This is a genomic window from Maribacter forsetii DSM 18668, assembly GCF_000744105.1.
Lineage (GTDB): Bacteria > Bacteroidota > Bacteroidia > Flavobacteriales > Flavobacteriaceae > Maribacter > Maribacter forsetii.
Genome location: NZ_JQLH01000001.1, coordinates 3022902 through 3049020, shown reverse-complemented (window position 1 = coordinate 3049020; position 26119 = coordinate 3022902). Strand labels below are relative to the sequence as shown.

Genomic DNA, 26119 nt, shown 5'->3' with positions numbered 1-26119 from the left:
GGTGATTGATTTTTAAAAGATATTCTATTTTATATAGAAAATATACTATTAAATCTAATACTTATTTATTTTTCAAATGTCACTAATTCTGAATCTTTTCCTTCATACATAGTATAAAATGTATATTCGTTTTCTTCTTTGTACCAACGGTATCTCGATTGATTAAACCTAAACATATTTAGTACTTCCTGTACTTGTGTCTGAAACTCTTGTTTGTTTTTATTTGCAGCAAAAACTCCACCACTAAAATTAATGTATTTATTACCTCTACCGTTAGTTGACACATAAATGTCATTCTCCCACATTTTTTTGGCGACAATTTTGGCATATTGAGCTCTCAATTTAGGAAATTCATTTATCTGTATTTTCGAAACTTTTGATTTTAATTCTTTCCCCAAATTTTTAATTTCTAAATTTTCTGAATCTTCAGCATCTTTAATTATTTTTGCCCAACTTCCGAAAATAACTATATCCATTTGAAGTTCTTCAATGGTACTGCCTTTAGCAAAATCAATTCCTACATTTATTGAATTTAGTTCTCGTTCAATTTGTTCTTTTTGCTTTAAAATCTCCTCTTTTTTGGCGTTTTCAATTTTAATTTCATTCGCAGCTAGTTTTTCTTCTGCAGTTAGATTGCTTAGACTATCAGCTTTTTTAATAAGCGTCTGTGCATGGTTATATAGAGAATCAGATTGTTTAATTTTTTGTAATGTTGAAATTGCTTTTGAATAATTTTCTTCATCTATATTTTTATTAGCATTTTTAATACTAGTTTTTGAATCTATAGATGTATCAACAAATATAGCTGCTAGAATTCCAGTAATAATTATACTTAAAAACCAATATCCAATGACTTTTAAACGCGTTGGTTTATTTGTCCAACGTAAGATTAATGATGGTTTTATAATTCCTATAATTAGTGCGATGAATAATAAAACGCTTAATATTCCTAAAATTCCAGCCATAGTATTTGTATTTGAATATTCAAATCTACTTTTTAGTTTTAAAAGAATTTTACGGGTTTCCGTATTAATCAAAAATTTATTGCGATGTTCGTTATTAACGTATCCAAACAAATATTATAGCTGAAATAGCGTTAACTAATTACTTAAAAGACAACCCATTTTTGAATCTGCTTAGTAAATACTTCTTATTGGTATTTTGTTTCTTTGGAACAATGTACGTTGCTGCGCAAAACAGTCAGCTACGAGCATATACCATTGCAGATGGTTTACCACAATCTCAAGTATATGATGTGCTACAAGATGAAATGGGCTACCTGTGGTTAGGAACCCAGGGTGGCGGATTAGCAAATTTTGACGGAGAAAACTTTGAAGTATGGAACGAAAGTGACGGTTTACTTTCTAATTATATTGACGCCTTACATACTGCAAACGACTCCCTTTTTGTGGGAACCAGAAAAGGACTTTCCATAAAAGTAAAGAACAACTTTGTAAATTTTAATTCCCCACAAATACTACAATTCTACACTGCTGAAAATGTGCTGTATGTGGGTACTAAAAAAGGACTTTATAGCTACTCTAAAAATAGTAAACTCAGCAAGATTTCTATAAATGCTGAAATAGATTCTAGTGAAATTAATTCCATCCTTTTTGATGGAAATTACTATTGGTTAGCAACCAATAATGGCTTATGGAAACTTAATGAATTAAGAGATTCAGCAACAGAAAAAACAAAATTAGAAGTCAATAATTTCAAGTCCGTTATTGCAAATCAAAACAAAATTCTTGCGGCTACTTTTGATGATGGTGTATTTATCATCAATCAAGATAATAACGATGACAGGTTTCTAATGCCAGAACCATCGCGTATAAACTCCATGTCAATTCAAAATACAGATGAGTTATGGGTAGCTACTGACAATGAGGGCATTGCTATTGTAGAAACGAATAAATTTGCAGAGGTAAAACAATTGAATACAGCTAGTGGTTTAGCAACTCCGCATATTAGAAAAGTAGTAAAAGATGACAATGGCAATTTATGGGTTGCTACATCTGGTGGCGGATTTTACAAATACTTTCAGAATAACTTTAAGCACTATAATCAAAGATCAGGTCTTAAGGGAAATCGGGTTTATGTAGTGCATAATGCTGCAGACGGATTATGGTTTTCCACATCAGAAGCTGGTTTGGCAAAAATCGATTCCTCGGGTATTCACGCATTACCAAGTAAGGGTACATTTTTCGATGTTAAGATTAAGACAATCGATAGCGATTCAAAAGGCAATATCTGGGCAGGATCAGACAATAGAGGGCTTTTATTTCGAGAAACTAAAATGGTTGATAGTTTAGTGTTCTCATCAAGCGAAACTTTTTTAATTCAGATAGATACCGTTTCCGTTGAAAGAACCACCAATCATATCATTGATGAGAGCAAAGGCTTTCCTTCAGATTGGGTGCGTACCGTAATTGCCGAAGATGATTATATCTGGGCAGCTACGTATGCTCATGGTATTGTGAAATTCAATTACTATTCAGATAATGACAGCCTTGTGGTTAGAAAAACTTTTTCTAAACGAAATGGCATTACCGATATGCTGATAAAAGGCATGGTAAAAGCACCAGATGGTAAGCTATGGTATTCCACGCAAAATGGTCATTTAGGGTATATAGAAAATAACAAGGTTACCAATATTGAAACCGGTTTAGAACAACAAACTGCAGTTAATACCATTTTGTTTTATGATGATACTATTTTCTTAGGTACATCAGGTAAGGGTATTTGGTATGCGAACAGCACTAATCCTGTAAATTTTCAGCAATTAAAAGGAAGCAAGAATTTATCTTCTAATAACATCTATCAGCTCATTTTCGATGACCAAGGATATATATGGGCAGGCTCAGAAAGGGGAGTGGATAAAATAGAATTAAATCCTGATAACGAAATTGTAGACGTCTATCACTTTGGTAGAAATGACGGATTTCTAGGAATAGAAACCTGTTTAAATGCCGTAGATAAAGATGACTCTGGAAATCTATGGTTTGGTGCCATTTACGGATTGACCAAACATGTGCCTAGTGAAAGCAAAAAGGCATCGTTACCACCAACAGTTTATTTTACGGGAGTAGAGGAGCGGTATAAGAATATTGATTCCTTAATTTTAAAAGACTGGACAAATAGTAACAAGGTACTACAACTAACTCCAGAGCAGACACAATTAGGTTTTTCATTCAGAACGGTAGATGTGGATCACCCAAATGAAATTGAGTACAGAACACGATTAGATGAAACGGAGTGGAGTCCGTGGGTAAAAGAGAACAAGCAAAATTTTGCGGGTCTGGCTTATGGATCCCATACTTTTCAAGTACAATCTAGAAATTACAGATGGCAAGAAAGTGATCCTATAGAATTCGGTTTTTTTATTGATAGTCCGCTGTACAAAAAAGACTGGTTTCAATGGTCGGTTTTAGCATTGGCAATTGTTGTATTGTTAGGTATTGGGTGGTTTTACATTCGTAAGATAAAAGCAAAGAACAAAGCGGAGCAAGAACGATTGAAAACACAGAATTATCTACTAACCTTAGAGCAGAAAGCATTGCAATTACAAATGAATCCGCATTTTATATTCAATGTTTTAAATGGGATAAAAGCGATGGCAGGCAACAAGCCAGAAAAGATGGATACCACCATAAATAGCTTCGCCATATTATTGAGAGAAACACTTCAGAATTCAAGGAAAGAATATATTAGTTTAGACCAAGAAATTAAAGCATTACGGCACTATATAGAAGTAGAGCAATTAATGGCACAAAAACCTTTTGTGTATACTATTGATGTAGAAACTGATCCTGATGCAGAAGAGATATTGATTCCGCCAATGTTGATTCAGCCCTTTGTGGAAAATGCAATTAGACATGGTATATTGAAAGGCGAAAAGCCGGGCAAACTTGAGATAGGTTTTAGTACTAGCGAGACCCATTTACAATGTAGTATTATTGATAACGGATTAGGTATTTTTAAGTCGCAAAGCGAAAAGCCAAAAACGGATCATCAATCAATGGCATTAACGGTAACCAAAGAACGATTGGAATCCATTGCAGGTAAAAACAGCTTGCAGATCAGTGAAATCAAAAATGAAGATGGTAGTATTGAAGGTACCAAGATTACTTTTAAAATACCTTTACTAACAGATTATTAAACACCTATGCATACAGCGATAATAGTAGAAGATATGATTGACGCGTTAACCCTTTTAAAGAAGGATATTGAGACGCAACACCCAGAAATTGAAATTATCGCAACGGCACAGAGTGTAGTGGAAGCCGCCAAGGTACTGCGTAAGAATCAACCAGATATTTTGTTCTTGGATATCATGCTGGGTGATGGTACTGGCTTTGATATTTTAGAGATTTTTCCGGATTTAAAATCCAAAATCATATTCGTAACTGCAAGTGATGAATTTGCAATTCGTGCTTTCAAATTCGCAGCAATCGACTATGTATTAAAACCCTATTCAAATGCCGATTTAAGTTTGGCGATAGCAAGGGCAAAAGAGCAATTACAGCCTAATAAAGAACGTTTACAGATTTTAAAGGAGACTATTTCTGCACCCGAGAAAAAACCAAATAAGATATCGTTACACACGCTGGACCAGATTATCATTGTCAGCTTAGATGACATTATTCGGTGCGAATCTGATAGTAACAACACCATTTTTCATCTACAGGATAAACGCAAGATATTCGTAACAAAGACCTTAAAATACTTTGCCGATTTATTAAGCAGTCACGATTTTGTTCGTGTGCACCAAAGTCACTTGGTCAACTTGCAATGCATTAGTGCTTATATAAAAACCGATGGCGGTTATTTAATGCTAAAGAATGGGGAGAATGTTCCGGTTTCTGTCCGTAAGAAAACCGAGATTATTGAGATTTTAGATAAGATGCATAGGTAGGTGATCAGCAATCATTATTAATCACAATTATAAAAAAATGAAATTATTTGTAATTCTATTGACTTTTTGCACGTTTGTAACTAACGCCCAAAAAACAACAAATATGCATACTCCGATAGGTGCAAAAGAAGAAATTGAGAAATTCATTGAAAAAGAAAAATTTGTAAAGGAAAGTCATTATCCGGGTATTGGTATTGAAAAACTAAAGCCCATTTTAACAGATAAAATAAATCTAGCTGCAAAGGATTTTCTTTTTGTTTCCCAAATGGAAAACCCAACTGATTCTATATATCTTGAAAAAATTGCAATAGGAACTAAACGATTTTCTGATGTATATCTAGATATTGACACAGAAGACAGAGAAAGGATTTGCGGGTATTTTATGGAGTTAATGGATATAGTGGAATTACAGAGTTCAAATGGACTTCTTATGAAGTTTATGTATAATATTAGTCTTGAATAATTAAGTTTAAAAATTATTCGGACTTAAGAGCTAATACAAAGTTCTTATTTTCCTTTTAAGACGTAATTTAAAATTCAATTTATCTTTTAACAAGGTTATTAAATAGTCATCCTGTTTGAAGCAAAACATTGATTGTTCGTTATTTGAGAACTTTTAGTATATTTGTTTATAGTTTTATCAATGAAGAGAATAATTGCAAAAAGTACGCTTCGTGAATTCTGGGAAAAGCATGCAGATTCGGAACAGTACTTAAAAACTTGGTATGACACCGCAAAAAGTGCAAAATGGTTTTCTCCAAATGATGTAAAACAGACCTACATTAATGCTAGCATTCTTAAAGATGGTCGAGTTGTTTTTAATATAAAAGGGAACTCTTACCGCCTTATTGTAAAGTTTAATTATGAAAAACAATGGGCATTTATTAGGTTTATTGGTACCCATGCTGAATATGACAAAATAAATGCAGATACAATCTAGATAAGTAGTATGAAATTGAAACCTATAAAATCTGATATTGATTACCGAAACGCACTAAAGCGATTGGAAGTAATTTTTGATGCCCCCATTAATTCAAAAGAAGGAGATGAAGGGGAAATACTTTCTTTGCTTATTGAGAATTATGAAAATGAACATTATAAGATAGAAGCCCCTGACCCTATTGAAGCAATTAAAATTCGTATGGAAGAATTAAATATTCGTCAGAAGGACTTAGTCGGTATTATCGGCGGAAAAAGTAGAGTGTCTGAAATTTTAAATCGAAAGAAAAAATTAACGGTTGATATGATTAGAGAATTAGAACGAATACTTCATATTTCTGCTTCCGTATTGGTTAATAATTATGAACTTTCTAAGAAGTAGAATAGCTTAAAAAGCTAAGTTTATCAATATCTTGATTTCCATTGTGAATCAGTTTAGTTAAATAATAAAAAATACCCCAATCCTAAATTCCCATTTATCACTCTTCCGAAGAACAAAAAATCAATACCACATTTTTATATTATTCTCAAAAGCGGTATTGAATGTTATAATTTATGTTAAGGTTAACATAATAGTTTCAAAAGCCTAACTATTTTTAGAGGGCACGAATTCAGTTACATATTTCAAACTAACCGTAAAAAGGGATATTCGCGAGTTGTCCTTATTACATATGGTAAGCTTTGAAATAGTTGTTTTCTTAAAGAACAACGCTAACAACATTGAAACACTATAAAACTAACAGATGAAAAGAAGAGATTTTGTACAGTACGCCGGGTTGGGTGCCGGAGCACTAATGATGCCATCATTATTGCTAGGAAATGACATCCCCACGGAGGCTTTACTAGAACCTGGTATGGATACCTTGGTGAAAAAGAGAATGGCAGATGTGGCATTGAACACCGCCAAATCTTTAGGAGCAACATATGCAGATACCAGAATTGGTAGGTACCTTAACCAATATGTATTCACTAGGGAAGATAAAGTACAGAATGTAGTAAATACAGAATCTTTCGGTATCGGTATTCGTGTTATTGCTAATGGAACTTGGGGTTTTGCCTCAACCAATAGCGTTACCGAAGACGGTATTAAAAAAGCAACTGAACAAGCTGTTGCAATCGCCAAAGCAAATTCTAAAATTCAAAAAGAGCCGGTAAAACTGGCTCCCGTAAATGCTTACGGAGAAGTTTCTTGGAAAACACCGATTAAGAAAGACTTTAAAGAAGTACCTGTTTCAGAAAAGGTAGACCTTTTGTTAAGCGCAAATGCTGCCGCTTTGGATAACGGAGCAAACTTTGTGAATTCCGCTTTATTCATGGTAAATGAACAAAAATACTTTGCATCTACCGATGGTTCTTATATAGATCAAGACATACATCGTTTGTGGCCTACTTTGAGAGTTACTGCAGTTGATAAAGCTGCGGGTACTTTTAAGACTAGAGAGAATATGAGTGCTCCCGTAGGTATGGGGTATGAGTATTTAGACGGATTAGAATCTGAAAAACTTGAAGGTCCTGCAGGATTACGTTTATACAGAAATAGTTATGACATGGTAGAAGATGCTACTATGGCAGCGAAACAAGCTAAAGAAAAACTAACGGCAAAGTCAGTTGATGCCGGTAAATATGATTTGGTATTAGAACCCAATCACCTTGGATTGACTATTCACGAATCTGTAGGTCACCCATTAGAATTAGATCGTGTATTAGGCTACGAAGCAAATTACGCCGGTACTAGTTTCGCTTCTTTAGATAAATTGAAATCGGGTAATTTTAAATACGGTAGCGATATTGTAAACCTTGTTGCAGATAAGACCCAAGTTGGTTCTTTAGGCGCTGTTGGATATGATGATGAAGGAGTGAAAGCTAAGAAGTGGGATTTGGTACGTAACGGAGTACTGACAAATTTTCAAGCGATACGTGACCAAGCACATATGATCGGAGAAGAGGAATCTCACGGTTGTTGCTACGCACAAAGCTGGGACGATGTTCAGTTTCAGCGTATGCCTAATGTTTCTTTAGAGCCGGGCAAAGAGAAGTATTCTATTTCTGAAATGATCAAAGATGTAGAGAAAGGTATTTATATAGCGGGTCGTGGATCATATTCCATAGATCAGCAACGTTACAACTTCCAATTTGGTGGTACTGTTTTCTATGAAATTAAAAATGGTGAAATCGTGGGTATGTTAGAAGATGTAGCATACCAATCAAATACCCAGGAGTTTTGGAATTCATGTGTTAAGATTTGCGATAAAGATGATTACCGTTTGTTTGGTACATTCTTCGATGGTAAAGGGCAGCCTTCTCAGGTGAGCGCAGTATCTCATGGTAGTTCTACTGCCAGGTTCAATGATGTAAACGTAATTAACACTGGTAGAAACATTTAATTGTTTCACCCAAAAAAGAACAACAATGGCAATTTATACAAAAGAAGAAGCAAGAAAAATATTGGAGAAAGCATTGAGCTTTTCCAAAGCCGATACCTGCGAGATAAATTTAAGCGGTTATAACAGCGGTAATATAAGATATGCACGAAATACGGTATCTACATCTGGGTACAGTTCTAATCAAAGTTTGGCGGTACAATCTAGTTTTGGTAAAAAATCAGGTACGGCAACTATTGATGAATTCGATGATGCATCATTAGAAAAGGTAGTAAGAAGAGCCGAGGAATTGGCGCAATTATCTCCTGAGAATCCTGAGTTTATGGAACCTTTAGGTCCGCAAATGTATGATGAAGCAATTACATATAGTGAATCAACTGCCAATGTAACTCCGGAATATAGAGCAGAAGTAGCGAGCAGCAGTATTGTTCCTGCAGCTGCAAAAGATGTTACCGCAGCAGGTTTTTTAAATGATTCCGCTGGTTTTAATGCAATGATCAATTCTAAGGGATTGTTCGCTTACAACCAATCTACAGATGTCGATTTTACGGTAACCATGCGTACCAATGACGGTACCGGTTCTGGTTGGGTAAAAAGAGATTTTAACGATGTTGATAAGTTTGATGCTGATGAAGCTGCAAAAACCGCAATCGACAAGGCAGTATTATCTAGAGAAGCAAAAGCAATAGAGCCAGGTAAATATACAGTGATATTAGAACCGGCTGCATCGGCAGATTTGTTGCGTAATATGTTTAGATCATTAAATGCACGTTCTGCAGATGAAGGTAGAAGCTTTATGTCTGCACCAGATGGTAAAAATAAAATTGGCGAGAAAATAGTTGACGAACGCGTTAATATTTATTCAGATCCATTGAATCCGGAAGTGCCTACAGCAACTTGGAACGGCGAAGGGCAAGCTATAAAAAAGACAAGCTGGATTGAAAACGGAGTCGTTAAAAACTTGGCTTATGATCGTTTTTGGGCGAAAGAGAAAGGTGTTGAGCCAGTTCCTTTTCCGTCGAATGCGATTATGACCGGTGGCGATGCCAGTTTAGAAGAATTGATCAAGAGTACCAAAAAGGGAATTCTGGTAACACGTTTATGGTACATACGTAGCGTTGACCCGCAGACCTTATTATATACGGGACTAACAAGGGATGGAACGTTTTACATCGAGAACGGAGAAATTAAATACCCTGTAAAAAACTTCAGGTTTAATGAGAGTCCGATCATCATGTTAAACAATTTGGAAACCCTTGGGCAGCAAGTACGTATCAATGGTAATCTAATACCATATATGAAGGTTCGTGACTTTACGTTCACCAGTCTTTCAGATGCCGTATAAATGATATTATGAATATCTAAACTGGTTGTTTGTGACACGTCACGACAACCAGTTTTTTCTTTTTTCTATCGGAATAAAAACACAAATCAATTGCCCTTGAGCAACGAATTTTTCTTCACGAGATTACAGTATGAGTCCGGCGATTGGGATGTGGATCAACGTATGCCTTCTAATTTGTTGAATTCATTGGTAGAGTACACCACCTTGAAAGTAGACACCCAAGAAAAGATAATCACACTAGCGAGCGATGATATTTTTAAGAGTCCGTTTTGCTATATCTCAGGGCATAAATTGGTGGAGTTTACCAAAAAGGAGCAAGAGAATTTTGAGAAATATGTGCGCAACGGAGGCTTCGTTTTCGCAGATGATTGCAATCATGATATAGACGGATTGTTCGCTAAATCTTTTGAAAGGCAAATGGAAGAAATATTTGGTCCGTCAGAATTAAAAAAAATACCCAACGACCACGAAATCTATACCATATTCTTTGACTTTGAAGATGGACCACCAACCACATCACAAGAGCTGAACGGCTGGGGAGATGATTTGGTGCATGATTATTTAAAGGCAATTGTCATCAATGGCAGAATAGGGGTCCTGTACAGTAATAAAGATTACGGCTGCGAATGGGATTATGATTTTAGAAATAAACGTTGGTATAAAATAGACAATACACGGTTTGGGGTAAACATCGTCATGTACGCCTTAACCTCATAAACACATTTTTGAATGGATAAAGAATTACAACGTATTGCAGATGAGGTGGAAATGCTTTCCGGTAAATTGAATGCTTTAAAGCAAGAAATTGGAAAAGTGATTATAGGTCAAGAAGAAACCGTATCGCAATTACTGATTACGTTTTTAGCTGGTGGTCATGCTTTGTTAGAAGGTGTGCCTGGTTTGGCAAAAACCTTAATGATCAGAACATTGGCAAATGCAATAGATTTAAAGTTTAAAAGGATACAGTTTACACCCGATTTAATGCCTTCAGATATTATCGGAACCGAGATATTGGAGGAAGACCATACTACAGGTAAAAAGTTCTTTAAGTTCAATAAAGGACCTATATTTTCTAATATTATACTTGCGGATGAAATAAACCGTACTCCACCAAAAACTCAGGCAGCATTGTTGGAAGCGATGCAAGAATTTGAAGTTACCTATGGCGATAAAACATATCCTTTAGATAAACCATTCTTCATTCTAGCAACACAAAACCCAATTGAACAGTCAGGTACATTTGTACTGCCGGAAGCTCAGCAAGACAGATTTTTACTGTACATCAAAATTGGATATCCTACTCAGAAAGATGAGGAAACCATTTTAAAGGCAACTACGGGAGGTATAAAAAAGAAGCTGAACAAGGTAATTTCTGGTGATGATATTGTACGGTTACAGCAGTTAGTTCGCGAAGTTTCTATAAGCGATGCATTAATCAGTTTTGTGAGTGATATGATTCGTGCTACAAGACCGGAAACCACAACAGATGCTTATGTTAAAGACTGGGTAGACTGGGGTGCAGGTCCGCGTGCAGGTCAAGCAATGATCTTAACGGCAAAGGCTAATGCATTGTTAGAAGGTCGGTTAGCGGTTAGCCTAGACGATATTAAAAGTGTAGCGTTGCCAGTACTTCGCCATAGGGTTTTGGTAAATTTCAGGGCAGAGGCAGAAGGCATAGCTTCAGATAAAGTAGCTAAGCATTTACTGAACACTATTGAAATAAAAGGCAAATAAACAACGCTCCATTATCGAGTATATGGCAAAACAGGACTATCAAGATTTATTAAAACCAGAGGTCATCAATACGGTTGAGGGACTTTCCTTGATATCACGTATTGTGGTCGAGGGCTTTACGTCTGGTTTAAATAGAAGCGCTAGTGTAGGTCCTGGTATGGAGTTTAGTCAGTATAGAGGCTATGAACCCGGTGACGATTTACGCTTGTTGGACTGGAAAATGTTAGCGCGTTCTGGCAGATATTATATAAAGCAATCGGAAATAGAAAGTCAGGTAACCATCAAGTTCATTGTTGATGCCAGTGCTTCAATGCTGCATAAAGAAAAAGACTTGTCGAAAGTTGATTTTGTACGTGTCTTGGTGGCTACACTAGCATATATGGCTCATAAGCAAGGAGATTCAGTTGGTCTTTTTGCACTCAATGAAAATGATGTAGTCAGTATTTACCCCAAGGCAGATAAAAAGCATTACAACAGGTTGCTGTTAGAATTAATTAATCTTTCTAATTCTGGTAAATGGCCAGAAACCCATATTGCTAATAAGCGTATTCCGAATAGAGGCGGTAAAGAATTGATTTTCTTTTTGACCGATATGTATGAAACAGGTGATGAGATTTCAAAGTTTATCAAAGGATTAAAATCCGCCAGAAACGAGGTTGTGGTGTTGCAAGTTATGGGTGCCGCGGAGATGGATTTTAGCTATGGATCAAACGTCACTTTTGAAGATTGGGAAACAGGGGCAAGAATAAAGGTGGATACGCAGCAGGCAAAAACCGAATACTTGAATGCTCTTGAAAACAGATTGAAAAGTATTAAAGAAGAATTACTGTCTAACGGAATAGACCACCATGTCTTTCGTATGGATGCACACTTGGGTGAAGCATTACTATTATTTTTAAAACAACGTAAACGACTCGGTTAATATGTCATTCACACAACCTTCATATTTATGGGCTTTATTGGGACTTTTAGTTCCGATAGCAATCCATTTATGGAGTAAGAAAGAGGCGAAAACTATAAAAATTGGTAGTGTTCAACTGCTATCAGAATCAAAATCAAGACAATCTAGCAGTGTACAATTAAACGAATGGTGGTTGTTGCTACTGCGTATGGCGATTATTTCGCTGATTACTTTGGTCATGGCAAAACCGCAATGGAAATCAAATGTGAACAACAGTAAACTGACCTATGTTATTGAACCTGAATTAGCCCGGAATGAAAATTTCATGGCTCGTTTTATTAATTTACAGGCAGATCAAGATATAAGGCTTTTACAATCAGGCTTGCCTGAAAACCATATTGAATATGCCAATTCACAAGATTTTAGAAGTGCAGATTACTGGTCATTAGCATCAGAAATGAATGCCTTGAAAACTGATAGTATTATTGTTTTTACCCATGGATATGCAAAAGGATTAAAAGGAGCAAGACCAGAAACTAATCATGATATCAATTGGATAGTTTTGGATTCGGCTCAAACTATTGAGAAGCCTTTATTAGCATATCAGAAAGAAAAAAATATAGCTTTATTTACAGCCAATAACAGTCCGGTAGTTTCAAAAATAGCAACGAAGACTATTGAGCTAGGTGATGCATACCAACTAACATCAAATGGAGATAGTTTACAGGTTTCAAGTTCAAGTTCAGTAATAATTCCTTTAATTCAACAATCTGCTTTAGAAGTTTCTTTGGTGTATACCGATAGTCTAAGTACAGATAAAAGGTATATTGAAGCAGCATTGGTAGCTTTATCGACTTACTTAAATAGAGAAATAAAAGTCGAAAGTTTTTTAGATAGCGAACTATTGGAGAATAAGGAAGCGGATTTAATGATTTGGTTGAGCACTAAGCCTGCTCCGGTTTCAGCCAGAAAGACACTTGTATTTAAAAATGATTCCATTTCTAATACGCTGATAATAAAAGGAGAAGATGATGATACCTTTTATATAACAGAAAAAATTACGACAGAAAATGCATTAACTGGGCGATTAACAGAAAGCTTATTAAGCATTTTAGATGTCGATGAAGAGCTACGTGAACTTCAAGCTAATGCTGATATTCGCTCGGTTACGGAAGCAGATTTAGAAACTAATTTTATAGAAAGTAGCTCATCTAAAACCCACCAAGCCAGCTGGAGTCTGAATCCGTATTTGTGGATTGTTCTGCTAGTATTATTGATTGTAGAACGCTTTGTAGCATATAAACGAAAACAGTAATGGAATCAGGTAAATTACACTTGATGAAATTTCACAGGCGATGGCAAATCTTGTCATACGCAGAAGCTGCCTTGTATGCTGTTGGCATTGCCGTTCTTTTCTATTTAGTATCGAAAAATCTATGGCTTGGCGTTTTAAGCTTTGTAGTTGCGGTAGTCGCAGTGCTTTTTATACAGAAGCCTTGGAAACATAATTTAGCTACGACAGGCACTTATATAGATGCACATGTAGATGAAGCATCGTTTAGTACAGGACTATTGTTGCAGCCAGAAGATTCATTATCAAATCTCGCCAAGCTACAACGCTATAAAGTATCAGAAGAGCTTAGTAAAAGGCTAGGTGCTATTCATCCGCCTAACAAATTAAAACAAGCGGTATTGGTTACGCTAGGGCTGGTGTTACTTGGTATTATGGTTCAGAAATTAGACTTGTTTAAAAGCGTAGAAAGCGTTTTAAGGAATGCTACTAACGAAACACAAATTCAGTTTATAGCAACAGATAGTAATAGTGAGAAGTCCATCATTCCAAAAATTTCTAGTCAAGATATTAGTGTTACTTATCCATCCTATACCCGAAAAGGTACAATTGCTGTAAGTGACCCAAACATAAAGACGATTGCTGGTGCTACGGTTCAGTGGCTGTTGGAATTTGATAATCCTGTTCAAGAAGTCTATCTAGACCGAATGGGGGAGCTAATTCCGTTGCAAAAAGGTGAAAAAGGATATCGCATTAAGCAAGTGTTATCAGCATCGGGTTTTTATAGTTTTAAATTCAAGAATGAAGACAATATTGAATTTACATCAGATTTGTTCTCGTTGGAAGCAATACCCGATAATCCGCCAGAAATAGAGATTTTAGGATTGGAGCAGTACACGTATTTTGATTTTTCTGATAAAAAGGTGGTACAACTGCAAAGTGCAATTACCGATGATTACGGAATTGACGAAGCTTATATCATAGCAACCGTAAGTAAAGGATCGGGAGAATCGGTGAAGTTCAGGGAAGAAAAATTGAATTTTAAGGAAACTATTTCAAAAGGAACGAAATCAATACGAGCAACAAAAACATTGGATTTAAATGCCTTAAAGATGGAAATGGGCGATGAACTCTATTTTTATATTGAAGCCTTTGATGAAAAACAGCCTAAACGAAATGTGTCGCGTAGCGAAACCTACTTCGCTGTAATTAAAGATACAGTTGGTGAGCAATATGGTGTAGAAGGAACTTTGGGTGTTGACCAAATGCCGGATTATTTTAGAAGTCAGCGTCAACTTATTATAGATACAGAGAAGCTAATAAAAGACAAACCAAACATTACTAGCAAGGAATTTAAGTCGAGAAGTAATGAACTGGGGTTTGACCAAAAAGCATTGCGTTTAAAGTACGGACAGTTTATGGGCGATGAATCTGAGATGGAAGAAGCTCCAGAAGAGATCGAAAGCGATGAAGAAGGTGAGGACCATGATCATGCTGAAGGTGAGGAACATGACCACGGAGAAGAAGATGAAAATATATTGAAAGATTTTATGCACGACCACGATGGGGATAACGAGCATAACCTGGTAGAACAACATGACCACGAGCATGAAGGTGATACCGAAGAACCTGAAGACCCATTGCACGATTACCTTCATAATCACGATGATCCAGAAGAATCTACCTTATTTGAAGAATCGCTAAAAACGAAGTTGCGAAAGGCATTAAGTATTATGTGGGATGCCGAATTACATTTACGTTTGTATGAGCCAGAAAAGTCTTTACCGTTTCAATATGATGCCTTAAAATACATTCAAGAAATAAAAAACAGTGCCCGTATTTATGTGCACCGAATAGGATTTGACCCGCCACCGATTAAAGAAGATAGCCGACTTACCGGTAAAATAAAGGATATTGAAAATTACAGTAAAAATGAGACTATTACGGCAGAACGACCTTTTGAAGCCATAGAGAAAGCAGTTAGTCGTTTAGAGCAATTGGCGCATAGCGAAAGTGATTACCATGAGTCGGATAATACTCTTTTTACCGCTGCAGGGAATGAGTTGGCTCAATTGGCAATAGAAAACCCTGGGAAGTATTTACAGGTATTGCAAGGGCTAAAAAGTATGGAGAACAACACCGGTAGAACAGTTACAAACTATAGGTTTGTGCAAAAAGGATTGTTGTTGGCATTACCAAAAACACCACAAATACCAGGAGCTGAAAAGGCATATATAGATGAAATCAATTCACTATTTCTAAAACAGTTGGAAGTGTATGATTGATGGCTTGTCATTTGCTCAGAAAGAATTGTTGATACCCGTTGTTTTGGGTGGTCTGCTGGTATTTGTAGCTTTTATTTTTAAGGAATGGAAAACACGAAATAAGGGCAGATTTGTATTCAATTCTATTGTGGCATTCTTAACTGTTCTTGCTTTAGTCCTCATTGTTTTGGAACCAACGAAAGAGGTCAAAATGCAGGACCAACAAGGGCTTTTGTTGACTGATGGCTTTAATGAAAAGCAGAAAGATAGTTTAGAAGCAGTTTTTAAGGGTATTCAACCTATAGAATACAATCCGAAGAAATCGGTTCGTAAAGCTTTGGATTCGCTTACAAGCGCAATTGTAATCGGTAATGGAGTAGAGGAGTTTGATTTCTATGCGTTTGATAGCTTACCAACAACCTATGTGCCTAGTGAAATTCCGTCAGGAATTACACTGTTAAACTTTACAAATCAACTTGTTTTAGGCGATGAATTACGGGTTAAGGGAATGTACTCAAAACCAAAGTTAAGCGCTCAGTTGGTATTACAGGATTCACGTGGTAATGGTTTGGATTCTATACCTTTTAAAGAAAAATCAAATCATCATTTCTCATTGAAAACTGTACCTAAAGCGTGTGGAAATTTTGTCTATCAATTAGCAGAAAAAGATAGTGTGGGTAAATTGTTAGCTTCGAATCCGCTACCGATTACAATTCGAGAAAAAGAACCGGTAAGCATCTTAATTATAAACAACTTCCCCACGTTTGAAACAAAGTACCTAAAGAATTTTTTAGCCGATGCCGGTTATGAAGTTACGGTACGTAGTCAGCTTACCAAAGGCAAGTACAAGTTTGAATATTTTAATACGAAAGCATCACCCGTTTATCAATTTACGGAGGAATCTTTAAATCAGTTTAACGTTGTTATTGCAGATACGGAGACCTATTTCAATTTTGGTAAATCTGTAAAGAATCGATTTGAAAATAGCATACGCGAAAACGGATTGGGATTGTTTATTCAGCCTAGCGAAAGGTTATTTAATCTCGGTGTTAACACTTCATATTTTAGTTTTAAAAGAGATGGTAGAAATGAAATTCAATTATCGAATTCTAATATAACAGTAGAAAAATATCCATTCAGGTTTTCCGAAGCATTTGCTGTAAATCCTATCAATGCCAATGAATTTGGTAATTTATCCTATTACAAACAATTGGGCTTAGGTAGAGTGGCAACTGCAACATTGACAAGTAGTTACCAGTTGCTTCTAAAAGGAGAAGAACAGGCATATTCAAGAATATGGACCCAGATTTTAGATAAGATTGTAAAGCAAAAAGCTTTGGCTGTAGAGTGGAAATCGCAAACCGAATTGCCTATAATAGGAGCACCTTTTAATTTTGAGTTACGAACAGGTTTAGAAGAACTATCTATCAAGAATACAGAAGGAAATCGTGTACCATTGCTTCAAAATTCAACAGTACCCTTTAAATATTCAGGCACTACGTATCCGAAGAAAAAAGGATGGAACAGGTTAAGGATAGAAACTGATAGTACTTTACAATTTTCTTATTACGTGTATGATGATAAGGATTGGAAATCTTTAAGTGCATCAAAAAATAGGGTAGCCAATGCAAAACAGTTTGGTACGGAACTAAAAGAAAATAGGACAGTTATGGTGAACCGCCCTATCTCTCTACTTTTATTTTATATATTGTTTCTATTGGGAATTGGATGGTTGTGGTTATCACCAAAATTATCCGCCCAAAGCTAAATAAGGTTTAATGCGGTAGTTTGTCTTTTATAAATCCGTAAACGAAAGTGCCTAGAATAGCACTCGCAATAACGATTAAGATTGAAAAGTAACCAGCACCTGCAAGCACGTACATTGGTCCTGGGCAAGCACCTGCTAAAGCCCATCCTAAACCGAAAATAATACCACCAACGAGATATCTTGTAATCCCTTTTTGCTTCGGGTGTAAATTCATCTCATTGCCACCAATCGCTTTGATTTTATATTTTTTGATGATTTGCACACCGATAACTCCAATAACAAGGGCAGAACCTATAATCCCATACATATGGAAAGACCCAAATTGGAACATTTCATAAATACGAAACCACGATGCAGCTTCAGATTTGTACATGATGATACCAAAAAATATACCAATGGTCAAATAACTTAAATACTTCATACTAGCTAAAAATTAGGGGGAATAAAAGGTGAATCATAACTAAGCCACCAATAAAGAAACCGATAACGGCAATTAGGGAAGGCAACTGTAAATTACTTAAGCCGGATATGGCATGCCCACTGGTACAACCCCCAGCATAACGCGCGCCAAACCCAACCATGAATCCGCCTAAAATTAAAATAGCCAAAACAAAAGGATCGGAAAGATTTTCAGTAGCAAAAAGTTCTGGCGGTAAATAAGCTTCACCGGCACTTTCAATTCCGTAATCCGTGGAAAGCTGCTGCGCAATTTCAGGATTTATCTTTACGGTATTGTCAGACATAAGTTGAGAAGCAATAAAGCCACCAATGACAGCACCAACTACTACAACTAAATTCCATCGTTGAGCTCTCCAATCGAACTTAAAGAAATCAGAGTATTTGCCTGCACCACCAATAGAACACATGGTTCTAAGGTTGGAAGACATGCCAAATTGTTTGCCAACAGAAAGCAGTACAAACATGGTAAGGGCAATTAAAGGTCCGGCCACATACCATGGCCATGGATCATATAGTAAATTCATAGTATTTTGTTGAAAGAACAAAGTAATGGAATTTTAAGTACTTCTAATGTAACTATTGTTACAGATGCTAATTATATAAAAGTGGAATTGAGGTATATGATTTTATGACATGAACGAACAGCCGTATTATTAATAGCTACGTACGGAAAATGTTATCAAATAAAAATATCAAAAGACAGTCTTAATTATATTGACTAATGTCATATTTCTTTGCTGGAAAGAGACTTAATTTTAAGAATGTGCTTAAAATATGGTAGCTATGAGAGGAAGTTCAAATACACTGATTTATGTTATTGCAGGTATCATCTTACTTCACTTTGTTGTAGGTTTTATTTGGCTTATTTATAAATTCAACAAGAAAAAAGAAGAGAAATAATAAATCTGACCTAAACTGAAAAGTTGGTTCTACAATAAATAGGTTGTGACGTTTAAGATTTATTGAATTTCTGATAGACCTTTTTTGCAATTATAAGACCTAAAACACCGCCAATAGCAGATACTACTAAATTTATGGTTAGGCGAAAACCATCAAAATCTCCATTGTTCATTATAGACCACGGGTTAAAGCCTAAACGACCAAAGGTTTTTATAAATAAGATACTTCCAAAAACACCAATTACAGTATTGCCGGTAAAGCCAAAAGAATACTTCTTTTTAAAATTACCAAAAACGTTAGCGGCAATAATACCTATAAGAATACTGATCAATGATATTAACGTACCTGTCATGATGGTCTCTTTATACTAATGCCCATAATCCATATTGTCGACTTTACCCTTCATCAGTCTTTTTTGAATGATCATGTAAATTAATATAAGGAGGAACCCTAAAATACCCCAATAAATGCCCACAGACAACCCGTATTCTGATGCTGCAGTATTATAAATAGTTAACGGTTCATGAGTATCGTTCACTGAAGGTAATATTACAGGGAACAAAGAAGCCAACGACGATGTAATGCCACCAACAATCAATAAAGACGATAGTATAAATGCGTGACTGTCTTTTTTTATTTTTTTGATAAAAAACAATCCTACCAATCCACTTAAGTAAATTAATGGAAATATGAGTAAATATGGTTTGTCACCAAAGTTATCTAATGAATTCGGATTCACTACTTGCCATACAACTAATGAAAAAACGGTAAGAGTAGCTAAAACAATATTTAGCTTAAAAATGACCCCTTTAAGCTTCGTATTTATAGAGGAATTAGTTTTTAAGATAATCCAGTTTGCACCATGTATAGCTAGGGTTACCACAGCTATTAATCCTATAATAATTGTAAACCAATCTATAACTCCAGGGTGGTCGGTCAAAGGGCTAAAGCTACCATCCCATAACGGTAAAAAGAAATAATGTCCTTCGTGAACAGATATTCCATTATCGACACCACCTAGGTTAACACCTCTTACAATATTGCCTAAAGCAATACCAAAGAATAAGGCTAATAGTAAACTAGAAACTCCAAAAGATGTATCCCAGATATCTTTCCACATTTGAAATTTAAACTGACTCCTTAATTCAAGTCCGATAGCTCTAAAGATTATGAGCCATAAAACGAGTATTAACGGCAAATAGAATCCGCTAAAAACAGAAGCGTAAAATGTGGGGAAAGCCATAAAAAGCATACCACCGGCAGCGACTAACCAAACCTCATTAGAATCCCAGAATAAGCCAGCAGATTTTGCAATTACTTCTTTGTCTTTTTCGGTTTTAGCGAAGAATAAATGAATGATTCCTGTTCCGAAATCATAACCATCTAAAATAAAAAATACAGCTAAAACAACGGCTATTGAAATGTACCAGAATATTTCCATAATTAATGTAATTTAGATTTAGGACCTTCGTTAATAGTTTTACCGACTAAGACTAAAAATAGTAGTCCAAGTAGCATATATAAAGCAACAAAACCTAGTAATGTAAACAAGGTATTACCAGAAGAAACGGTTGGTGAAATACCATCGCTAGTTCTTAATAAGCCATAAACCAAATATGGCTGTCTTCCTAATTCAGCAGTGTACCAACCTGTTAGGTTTGCGATATAAGGGAACGGAACTAGAAACATAATTGTCCAAAGTAGTGGTTTTATATTGTATAATTTTTTACGCCACAGTAGAAAAGCAGCTAATGCCATGATGCCCATAAACACGGTACCCAAACCAACCATAATATGATACGAATAATATAGGGCAGGTACGTTGTCTGGTAATTCCTCTTTTTCAAATTTATCCATTCCATCAATCTGTTTATCCCAATCTTGATAGGTTAAAAAGCTTAATATGTTTGGTACGGCAATTTTGTTGTCCAATTTTTTTTCAACCATATTAGGTTGTCCTATAAGCACTATTTCGGCACCAGCCTCTTCAGTTTCAAAAATACCTTCCATTGCCGCAAAAGCCGCAGGTTGATGTTTAGCAACATTTTTAGCATTCCAGTCTCCCGTAGGGAAAGCAACCAAAATACTAGAAATTAAACCAAAAATGACTCCAGTTTTTAAAAACAGCTTACCATGTTCAATTTGCTTATTTCTTAGAATATAAAAGGCACCTATACTCGCTACAACAAACGAAGAAGTAACAACAGAAGCTAGTTGATTATGTAAGAACGCAGGTAAGAGCCACGGGTTGCTAAACAGTGCAGAGAAGTTTTCTAAAACGAATTTACCGTTTTCTAATATTTCGTAACCAACGGGGTGTTGCATCCAAGCATTGGTCGCTAAAATAAACCAACCACTTGCCCAAGACCCTAAGAATACCAGAAAGCCTGTTAAGAGATGGAGTTTTTGCCCCATTAATTTTTCACCAAAAATAAATAGTGCTAAAAAGGAAGATTCTAGAAAGAAAGAAAACATGCCTTCCATAGCTAAGGTCTGACCAATTATGCCACCTGTAAGTTCAGAGAATTTTGCCCAGTTGGTACCAAATTGAAATTCCATAGGTATGCCGGTTACGACACCCATGGTAAAATTGATAGCAAAAATTTTCATGAAAAATTTAGCCGAATCATTATATTTTTCAATCTTATTTCTAAGGTATTTCCATTTAAAATAGACTATCAATAAAGATAGACCCATTGTTAATTGTGGAAATATATAATGGAATGTGATAGTAAAAGCAAATTGCAATCTATCATAAAAAATCATGTCTTCCATAGTCTATATATTTTATAATATGTAGTATGATGACAAAAGTAACCAACACCTGATTTTTAAAGGTAACCAATGTTACATATTTGAAGAAAAACCAAAATAAATAAGAATTTAAATCAAAATATAAGAGCATATAGAATAATGCATTTAAATTCTTATTTGATGCTATGTATTTATGGGCAGAATTCTCCACTCACAAAATTGGGGGCAAAGAAAAATCCCTAGAAATTGAATGAACAAATTCTAGGGATTCATAGATATCAGCGTTGGACTTAGTCTTTATATGCAGAAAGCATCCAAACTAATTTTTCTTGTTGCGTAATATAATCGCTCATTAAAGAAACGGTACCTTCATCTTCTGCATCGGCAGCAATTTTAAGGGTAGCTCTTTCTTTTTTCAATAAGATACTTAAGCTATCTAAAATATTGTCTACCGCCTTATCGCCATCCACCACATTTTCACTGGCTTTAATTTCAGAATTATCAATATACTTTGTGAACGTATGAATAGGGGTATTGCTTAGCGTTAACACACGCTCTGCAATTTCATCTACTTTGATTAAAGCGTCATTATACAACTCTTCGAATTTAAGGTGAAGTTCAAAAAACTTCTTCCCTTTAATATTCCAATGAAAACCTCTTAGGTTCATGTAGAACATTTGATAATTAGATAATAAATCATTTAAATGATTTGCGATATCGTTAGAATCTTTTTTATCTAGACCGATGTTTGATAAATTTGAATTTGGCATGATTTTTTGTCTTTAAAATATAGAATTGATAATAGACTGTAATTATGAGTACATAATTATTTAATAAATTTAATCTATTGTCGTAAAATTTCCCGCAACCTAAGTTACATAGGTCTATTTTTAACATATTTTAACATGAAAAATATCTTGCAACCAAGAGTTTGGATTAGACTTGAAGTAATATTGTTCATATGATTTTCACGGTATCAAAATATATCCAGCTATTTGGTAATTGGCAAGTACCATCATTGCAGAAAGCCCTAGTTCTGTATTCGGGTTTAAATCTGCAGCGGTAATATTTCTAGCAGCCGTAGCTTGTGCGCACACATAAAATTCCACCCCGTAATCCTTTAATAATTTTATTACCGCTTCATTTGGATTTTCCTTTTCGTATTTAGCCTTGTATTTAGTCTCGTTTAGGGCAGTGAAAGTAGCTCCACCATGTACAGCAGCGATTATATTTACTTTATCGGCAGGAACACCACCTGCACCTAGCATATTTATCATTCTAGCAATTTTAAAATAACCAACATTAATGCCATCTAACTCACGTTCATCTTTAAGATCAAATACAAGATTATATTCTTTGTTAGGGTCTGCCTGAACGGCAACATCCTTAAATTCTTTTATCTTCCCATAACCATCAATAATGGGTGTGGTCCAATCTTGTGCGGTTGTCATTTGTGTTGCCATAAGTACTATTGCAATTAGAAGTGCTTTTTTCATGTGTTCGTCAATTTTAAAAAGAATATAATTTGGTTAAAATAAAATGTTGATTACTACTAATGTCCTCTATTTTTGATTGGAATAAAAGTAAGTTAAAGTATTTAACGTTACTGTAACTAGGGTTACAGTAATAATCATGTGTAAATTATAGTTTCGTTATTTAAATTAGCTTAAGATTACAGATCTATGAAAGATTTACGTGTATTTGCGAAATTACTTTTTAAGCTATTTATTATAATCTTCGTTTTAGTCGGTCTTGTCTTTATATGGTTGTTAACCTATGAACCAAGCACTGAAAATGATGTAATTATTGAAGCTGAAGAAATAGTAGCTAACGATGATTGGCAACCTAAAGATGCCATGGCAGAATTGCCTACTATGTCTGCGACAGTGAAACAGGGGTATTACCTTATTGCTGAATCTTCAAAGTATATGGGACCGAATGCAGCGCGTGCAGAAGATAGATATAGTGGTAATAACTTAGCTTGTGCCAATTGTCATTTGCAAAAAGGGGCGCAGGCAGGTTCAGGTTCTTGGGTAGGAATTTTAGAACGTTTTCCACAATTTGGAGGAAGAGGAAATAAAGTGGGGACTATTGAAGACCGAATTAATGGTTGTATGGAACGCAGTATGAACGGTAGAATGCTTCCGGCAGATTCAGATAAACTTGTAGCTATTGTTGCCTATATGGATTGGTTGAGTGAGGGCTTGCCTGAGGATAGGAAGGCCGAATTTAAAGGATATCCGAAAATTAAGATTCCAGATGAAAAGGTAGATTTAGCAAAAGGTAAGCAAGTGTATACCAAAGAGTGTGTTATTTGCCATGGGGAAAATGGAGCTGGCGTTTTGAGCCTTGAAGATAACAGCGGTTATACGTACCCGCCATTGTGGGGAGAAGATAGTTATAATGATGGAGCAGGAATGAATAGGGTGATTACTTCGGCTGAGTTTATAAAGAGTAACATGCCTTATTTGCAAGCTACTTGGGACAATCCGAAACTTACGGATGAAGAAGCATATCATGTAGCAGGATACATCAACAGTTTTACCAGACCGCATAAATTAAATACCGAAAATGATTATCCCGATAAAAAGTTAAAACCCGTGTCTACGCCGTACGGACCTTGGGCAGATGATTTTACGCCCGAGCAGCATAAATACGGACCTTTTCCTCCTATAATGGACTTTTATCAAAAGGAATACGGCATTACCAAAACGAAATAGCCTACATGCGATTACTATATCTTTTCATTATTTGCTTGCCTATTTTTTCTATGGCACAAGATACTGTAGTGGTGAAGAAAAAAGGAACCCTATCTGGGCAATGGCGAACGTATTACATGATGACGTCAAATAAAGAAGCGTTAAAAGATTTTAATGCTTTAGCGACCGGGGGTAAGTTAAAATATCAATATCAGTTGCTAGAAAATTTAGAAATAGGTGCAGCATTATATAATGCTACCAATTTAGGTTTACAAGATTTAACGATACCAGATGCAACAACCGGAAGAATTAGTAGATACGAGGAAGGACTTTTCGATAGGATAGATTTAGAAAATGATGCCATCTTTTTACTTGGTGAGTTTTATGCTAAATACAATTTAAAACGGCATTCCTTTACCCTGGGTAGAATGAAGATCAACACACCATTGATCAACCCCGAAGATGGTAGAATGATACCTACTTTGGTACAAGGGTTTTGGTATCAGTTTAATGCAGAAGAGGCAAAGTTTCAATTGGGTGTTTTAAACGAAATAGCGCCAAGGTCAACAGGGGAGTTTTATGGTATTGGGGAGAGTATTGGAACGTATCCTGTTGGCAAAAATAAAAATGGTGATGCTTCTCAATATACCAACAGTACATCGTCTGATTATGTAATAATGGCAAATGCCAATCTTGAAATAACAGAAGATTTAAAATTGAATATATGGAATCAATTTGTTGACAATATTTACAATTCGTTCTACATTAAACCCTCTTATAAGTTATCTGAATCTGTACAAATAGAAGGGGAGTGGCTACATCAAAATAAAGTGGGCAATGGGGGTAATAGTATTGATTCCCTTCGTTATTTTAATCAAAACACTGCAGATGTTTTAGGATTGAAAATTGCCTATAAAAATAAAGCAGGAGCAGTTTCTTTGGCATATAACGGAATTTTGCCAAATGGTCAATTTCTATCGCCACGTGAATGGGGTAGAGAAGACTTGTTCAGTTTTCAAAAGCGTGAACGTAGTGAAGGGTCGGCAGATAATCACGCTTTGGTATTGAATTACAAAACCGACTTTTCAGCAGCAAAAGATCTAAACTTAACTTCTATATTAAGTATTGGAAAGCATTGGAAACCAGATGTGACCAACGCTATTTTAAATAAATATGCCATGCCAGATTACACCCATGTTAATTTGGATATTTTCTTTAACATTAAAAAGTTAAAACATTTAAAACCAGAACTATTATTAACTTCTAAAATAGGAAATGGTGATATACCTGATAATCCTAATTTATATTTTAATAAAGTAGATATGTTTCATCTGGATTTGATTTTCAACTACAATTTTTAGATTGTTTTTGAACACAGACTAAGTAATAAATAATGAAAGACCTCTACTTTTTAACCTTACAAGAGTTTATACCCAACAAAGAATAAATAGGGCAAAAGCTTATGAAAGTAGTGAAGATTAAAACACCTGCGACAGCCGCCATAATATAACCTATCGTTCCTGTAACGGTTTCGGTATAAAATGTAGTTAAAAGAGCAACAGCGATAAAAAGTCTAATAAAACGGTCTGTACTTCCTAAATTCTTTCTCATAATACTAATTTTAATAGTTTACGTATTGTAAAATGTAATGTTGGTTAAATTATATAGACCTACCTTTTGGGTAATTAATATTAAAAAATATTACTAAGGCAAAATAGTATTAATCGACCACCTGAAAAATGATATTGGTCATATTCAAAATTACCGAT

General features: G+C 35.4%; 24 protein-coding genes. 15 read left to right on the top strand and 9 right to left on the bottom strand.

The features are described from left to right. Positions 1 to 65: 65 nt before the first annotated feature. Positions 66 to 965 carry a hypothetical protein gene (locus P177_RS13145; protein WP_157486559.1) on the bottom strand — a complete coding sequence of 300 codons (900 nt, stop codon included), beginning with the start codon at positions 963 to 965 and terminating at the stop codon, positions 66 to 68. Positions 966 to 1126: 161 nt separating this feature from the next. Here P177_RS13145 and P177_RS13140 point away from each other — a divergent pair, with 161 nt between their 5' ends. The 13 genes from P177_RS13140 (at position 1127) to P177_RS13080 (ending at position 17538) form a co-directional block, all read left to right on the top strand. Then, positions 1127 to 4159 (top strand): sensor histidine kinase, encoded by a 3033-nt coding sequence (locus tag P177_RS13140; protein ID WP_157486558.1) that lies wholly within the window; start codon positions 1127 to 1129, stop codon positions 4157 to 4159. A 6-nt stretch (positions 4160 to 4165) separates the two neighbouring features. Then, positions 4166 to 4915 carry a LytR/AlgR family response regulator transcription factor gene (locus tag P177_RS13135; protein WP_036155451.1) on the top strand — a complete coding sequence of 250 codons (750 nt, stop codon included), beginning with the start codon at positions 4166 to 4168 and terminating at the stop codon, positions 4913 to 4915. A gap of 103 nt (positions 4916 to 5018) precedes the next feature. Continuing rightward, the gene (locus P177_RS13130) at positions 5019 to 5378 is read left to right on the top strand and encodes a DUF4844 domain-containing protein (RefSeq protein WP_167333113.1); all 360 of its coding nucleotides are present in this window, start codon (positions 5019 to 5021) and stop codon (positions 5376 to 5378) included. A 180-nt stretch (positions 5379 to 5558) separates the two neighbouring features. Then, the gene (locus P177_RS13125; RefSeq protein WP_036155447.1) at positions 5559 to 5855 is read left to right on the top strand and encodes a type II toxin-antitoxin system HigB family toxin; all 297 of its coding nucleotides are present in this window, start codon (positions 5559 to 5561) and stop codon (positions 5853 to 5855) included. A gap of 9 nt (positions 5856 to 5864) precedes the next feature. After that, complete coding sequence (locus P177_RS13120; protein WP_036155446.1) at positions 5865 to 6236, top strand: helix-turn-helix domain-containing protein; 372 nt, start codon at positions 5865 to 5867, stop codon at positions 6234 to 6236. Positions 6237 to 6597: 361 nt separating this feature from the next. Then, positions 6598 to 8238, top strand: coding sequence for a TldD/PmbA family protein (locus tag P177_RS13115; RefSeq protein ID WP_036155444.1), 1641 nt, complete (start codon positions 6598 to 6600; stop codon positions 8236 to 8238). 25 nt (positions 8239 to 8263) lie between these two features. Beyond that, positions 8264 to 9580 (top strand): TldD/PmbA family protein, encoded by a 1317-nt coding sequence (locus P177_RS13110; RefSeq protein WP_036155442.1) that lies wholly within the window; start codon positions 8264 to 8266, stop codon positions 9578 to 9580. 96 nt (positions 9581 to 9676) lie between these two features. Next, entirely contained in the window at positions 9677 to 10297 is a 621-nt protein-coding gene (locus P177_RS13105) for a DUF4159 domain-containing protein (RefSeq protein ID WP_036155440.1), read from the top strand. 12 nt (positions 10298 to 10309) lie between these two features. Beyond that, positions 10310 to 11314 carry an AAA family ATPase gene (locus tag P177_RS13100; RefSeq protein ID WP_036155438.1) on the top strand — a complete coding sequence of 335 codons (1005 nt, stop codon included), beginning with the start codon at positions 10310 to 10312 and terminating at the stop codon, positions 11312 to 11314. A gap of 22 nt (positions 11315 to 11336) precedes the next feature. Further along, complete coding sequence (locus tag P177_RS13095; protein WP_036155436.1) at positions 11337 to 12236, top strand: DUF58 domain-containing protein; 900 nt, start codon at positions 11337 to 11339, stop codon at positions 12234 to 12236. Between the two features lies 1 nt (position 12237). Then, positions 12238 to 13530, top strand: coding sequence for a BatA domain-containing protein (locus P177_RS13090; protein ID WP_036155434.1), 1293 nt, complete (start codon positions 12238 to 12240; stop codon positions 13528 to 13530). Between the two features lie 23 nt (positions 13531 to 13553). Beyond that, complete coding sequence (locus P177_RS13085) at positions 13554 to 15791, top strand: DUF4175 family protein (RefSeq protein ID WP_245233043.1); 2238 nt, start codon at positions 13554 to 13556, stop codon at positions 15789 to 15791. Continuing rightward, positions 15784 to 17538 carry a hypothetical protein gene (locus P177_RS13080; protein WP_036155430.1) on the top strand — a complete coding sequence of 585 codons (1755 nt, stop codon included), beginning with the start codon at positions 15784 to 15786 and terminating at the stop codon, positions 17536 to 17538. The genes P177_RS13085 and P177_RS13080 overlap by 8 nt, the downstream gene beginning before the upstream one ends. A 7-nt stretch (positions 17539 to 17545) precedes the next feature. On the opposite strand, the gene P177_RS13075 is transcribed toward P177_RS13080, so the two are convergent. The 7 genes from P177_RS13075 to P177_RS13040 all read right to left on the bottom strand — a co-directional run bounded on the left by P177_RS13075 (position 17546) and on the right by P177_RS13040 (position 23147). Then, the gene (locus tag P177_RS13075; protein WP_036155429.1) at positions 17546 to 17959 is read right to left on the bottom strand and encodes a DUF6691 family protein; all 414 of its coding nucleotides are present in this window, start codon (positions 17957 to 17959) and stop codon (positions 17546 to 17548) included. Between the two features lies 1 nt (position 17960). Further along, the gene (locus tag P177_RS13070; protein ID WP_036155427.1) at positions 17961 to 18521 is read right to left on the bottom strand and encodes a YeeE/YedE family protein; all 561 of its coding nucleotides are present in this window, start codon (positions 18519 to 18521) and stop codon (positions 17961 to 17963) included. A gap of 428 nt (positions 18522 to 18949) precedes the next feature. Beyond that, positions 18950 to 19249: a hypothetical protein gene (locus P177_RS13065; RefSeq protein WP_036155425.1), complete on the bottom strand. Its 300-nt coding sequence runs from the start codon at positions 19247 to 19249 to the stop codon at positions 18950 to 18952. A 15-nt stretch (positions 19250 to 19264) separates the two neighbouring features. Next, positions 19265 to 20338: a cytochrome d ubiquinol oxidase subunit II gene (cydB, locus tag P177_RS13060; protein WP_036155423.1), complete on the bottom strand. Its 1074-nt coding sequence runs from the start codon at positions 20336 to 20338 to the stop codon at positions 19265 to 19267. Between the two features lie 2 nt (positions 20339 to 20340). Next, a complete protein-coding gene (locus tag P177_RS13055) occupies positions 20341 to 21672 on the bottom strand; it encodes a cytochrome ubiquinol oxidase subunit I (protein WP_036155421.1) in 1332 nt (443 codons plus the stop codon). A 269-nt stretch (positions 21673 to 21941) separates the two neighbouring features. Then, positions 21942 to 22421, bottom strand: coding sequence for a Dps family protein (locus P177_RS13045; RefSeq protein ID WP_036155416.1), 480 nt, complete (start codon positions 22419 to 22421; stop codon positions 21942 to 21944). Positions 22422 to 22619: 198 nt separating this feature from the next. Continuing rightward, positions 22620 to 23147 carry a DsrE family protein gene (locus P177_RS13040; RefSeq protein ID WP_051941832.1) on the bottom strand — a complete coding sequence of 176 codons (528 nt, stop codon included), beginning with the start codon at positions 23145 to 23147 and terminating at the stop codon, positions 22620 to 22622. Between the two features lie 186 nt (positions 23148 to 23333). On the opposite strand from P177_RS13040, the gene P177_RS13035 reads away from it, so the two are divergent. After that, complete coding sequence (locus P177_RS13035) at positions 23334 to 24371, top strand: c-type cytochrome (RefSeq protein WP_036155413.1); 1038 nt, start codon at positions 23334 to 23336, stop codon at positions 24369 to 24371. A gap of 5 nt (positions 24372 to 24376) precedes the next feature. Beyond that, the gene (locus P177_RS13030; RefSeq protein ID WP_036155412.1) at positions 24377 to 25711 is read left to right on the top strand and encodes an OprD family outer membrane porin; all 1335 of its coding nucleotides are present in this window, start codon (positions 24377 to 24379) and stop codon (positions 25709 to 25711) included. A gap of 43 nt (positions 25712 to 25754) precedes the next feature. On the opposite strand, the gene P177_RS13025 is transcribed toward P177_RS13030, so the two are convergent. Continuing rightward, positions 25755 to 25961, bottom strand: a complete 207-nt coding sequence (locus P177_RS13025) for a YgaP family membrane protein (RefSeq protein WP_036155410.1) — start codon at positions 25959 to 25961, stop codon at positions 25755 to 25757. Positions 25962 to 26119 lie beyond the last annotated feature (158 nt).

Bases quoted from the DNA above. Each gene is read 5' to 3' on its own strand.
- P177_RS13145 (WP_157486559.1), bottom strand. From the start codon at position 965: ATGGCTGGAATTTTAGGAATATTAAGCGTTTTATTATTCATCGCACTA.
- P177_RS13135 (WP_036155451.1), top strand. From the start codon at position 4,166: ATGCATACAGCGATAATAGTAGAAGATATGATTGACGCGTTAACCCTT.
- P177_RS13130 (WP_167333113.1), top strand. From the start codon at position 5,019: ATGCATACTCCGATAGGTGCAAAAGAAGAAATTGAGAAATTCATTGAA.
- P177_RS13125 (WP_036155447.1), top strand. From the start codon at position 5,559: ATGAAGAGAATAATTGCAAAAAGTACGCTTCGTGAATTCTGGGAAAAG.
- P177_RS13120 (WP_036155446.1), top strand. From the start codon at position 5,865: ATGAAATTGAAACCTATAAAATCTGATATTGATTACCGAAACGCACTA.
- P177_RS13115 (WP_036155444.1), top strand. From the start codon at position 6,598: ATGAAAAGAAGAGATTTTGTACAGTACGCCGGGTTGGGTGCCGGAGCA.
- P177_RS13110 (WP_036155442.1), top strand. From the start codon at position 8,264: ATGGCAATTTATACAAAAGAAGAAGCAAGAAAAATATTGGAGAAAGCA.
- P177_RS13100 (WP_036155438.1), top strand. From the start codon at position 10,310: ATGGATAAAGAATTACAACGTATTGCAGATGAGGTGGAAATGCTTTCC.
- P177_RS13095 (WP_036155436.1), top strand. From the start codon at position 11,337: ATGGCAAAACAGGACTATCAAGATTTATTAAAACCAGAGGTCATCAAT.
- P177_RS13090 (WP_036155434.1), top strand. From the start codon at position 12,238: ATGTCATTCACACAACCTTCATATTTATGGGCTTTATTGGGACTTTTA.
- P177_RS13085 (WP_245233043.1), top strand. From the start codon at position 13,554: ATGAAATTTCACAGGCGATGGCAAATCTTGTCATACGCAGAAGCTGCC.
- P177_RS13080 (WP_036155430.1), top strand. From the start codon at position 15,784: ATGATTGATGGCTTGTCATTTGCTCAGAAAGAATTGTTGATACCCGTT.
- P177_RS13075 (WP_036155429.1), bottom strand. From the start codon at position 17,959: ATGAAGTATTTAAGTTATTTGACCATTGGTATATTTTTTGGTATCATC.
- P177_RS13070 (WP_036155427.1), bottom strand. From the start codon at position 18,521: ATGAATTTACTATATGATCCATGGCCATGGTATGTGGCCGGACCTTTA.
- P177_RS13065 (WP_036155425.1), bottom strand. From the start codon at position 19,249: ATGACAGGTACGTTAATATCATTGATCAGTATTCTTATAGGTATTATT.
- cydB (WP_036155423.1), bottom strand. From the start codon at position 20,338: ATGGAAATATTCTGGTACATTTCAATAGCCGTTGTTTTAGCTGTATTT.
- P177_RS13055 (WP_036155421.1), bottom strand. From the start codon at position 21,672: ATGGAAGACATGATTTTTTATGATAGATTGCAATTTGCTTTTACTATC.
- P177_RS13045 (WP_036155416.1), bottom strand. From the start codon at position 22,421: ATGCCAAATTCAAATTTATCAAACATCGGTCTAGATAAAAAAGATTCT.
- P177_RS13040 (WP_051941832.1), bottom strand. From the start codon at position 23,147: ATGAAAAAAGCACTTCTAATTGCAATAGTACTTATGGCAACACAAATG.
- P177_RS13035 (WP_036155413.1), top strand. From the start codon at position 23,334: ATGAAAGATTTACGTGTATTTGCGAAATTACTTTTTAAGCTATTTATT.
- P177_RS13030 (WP_036155412.1), top strand. From the start codon at position 24,377: ATGCGATTACTATATCTTTTCATTATTTGCTTGCCTATTTTTTCTATG.
- P177_RS13025 (WP_036155410.1), bottom strand. From the start codon at position 25,961: ATGAGAAAGAATTTAGGAAGTACAGACCGTTTTATTAGACTTTTTATC.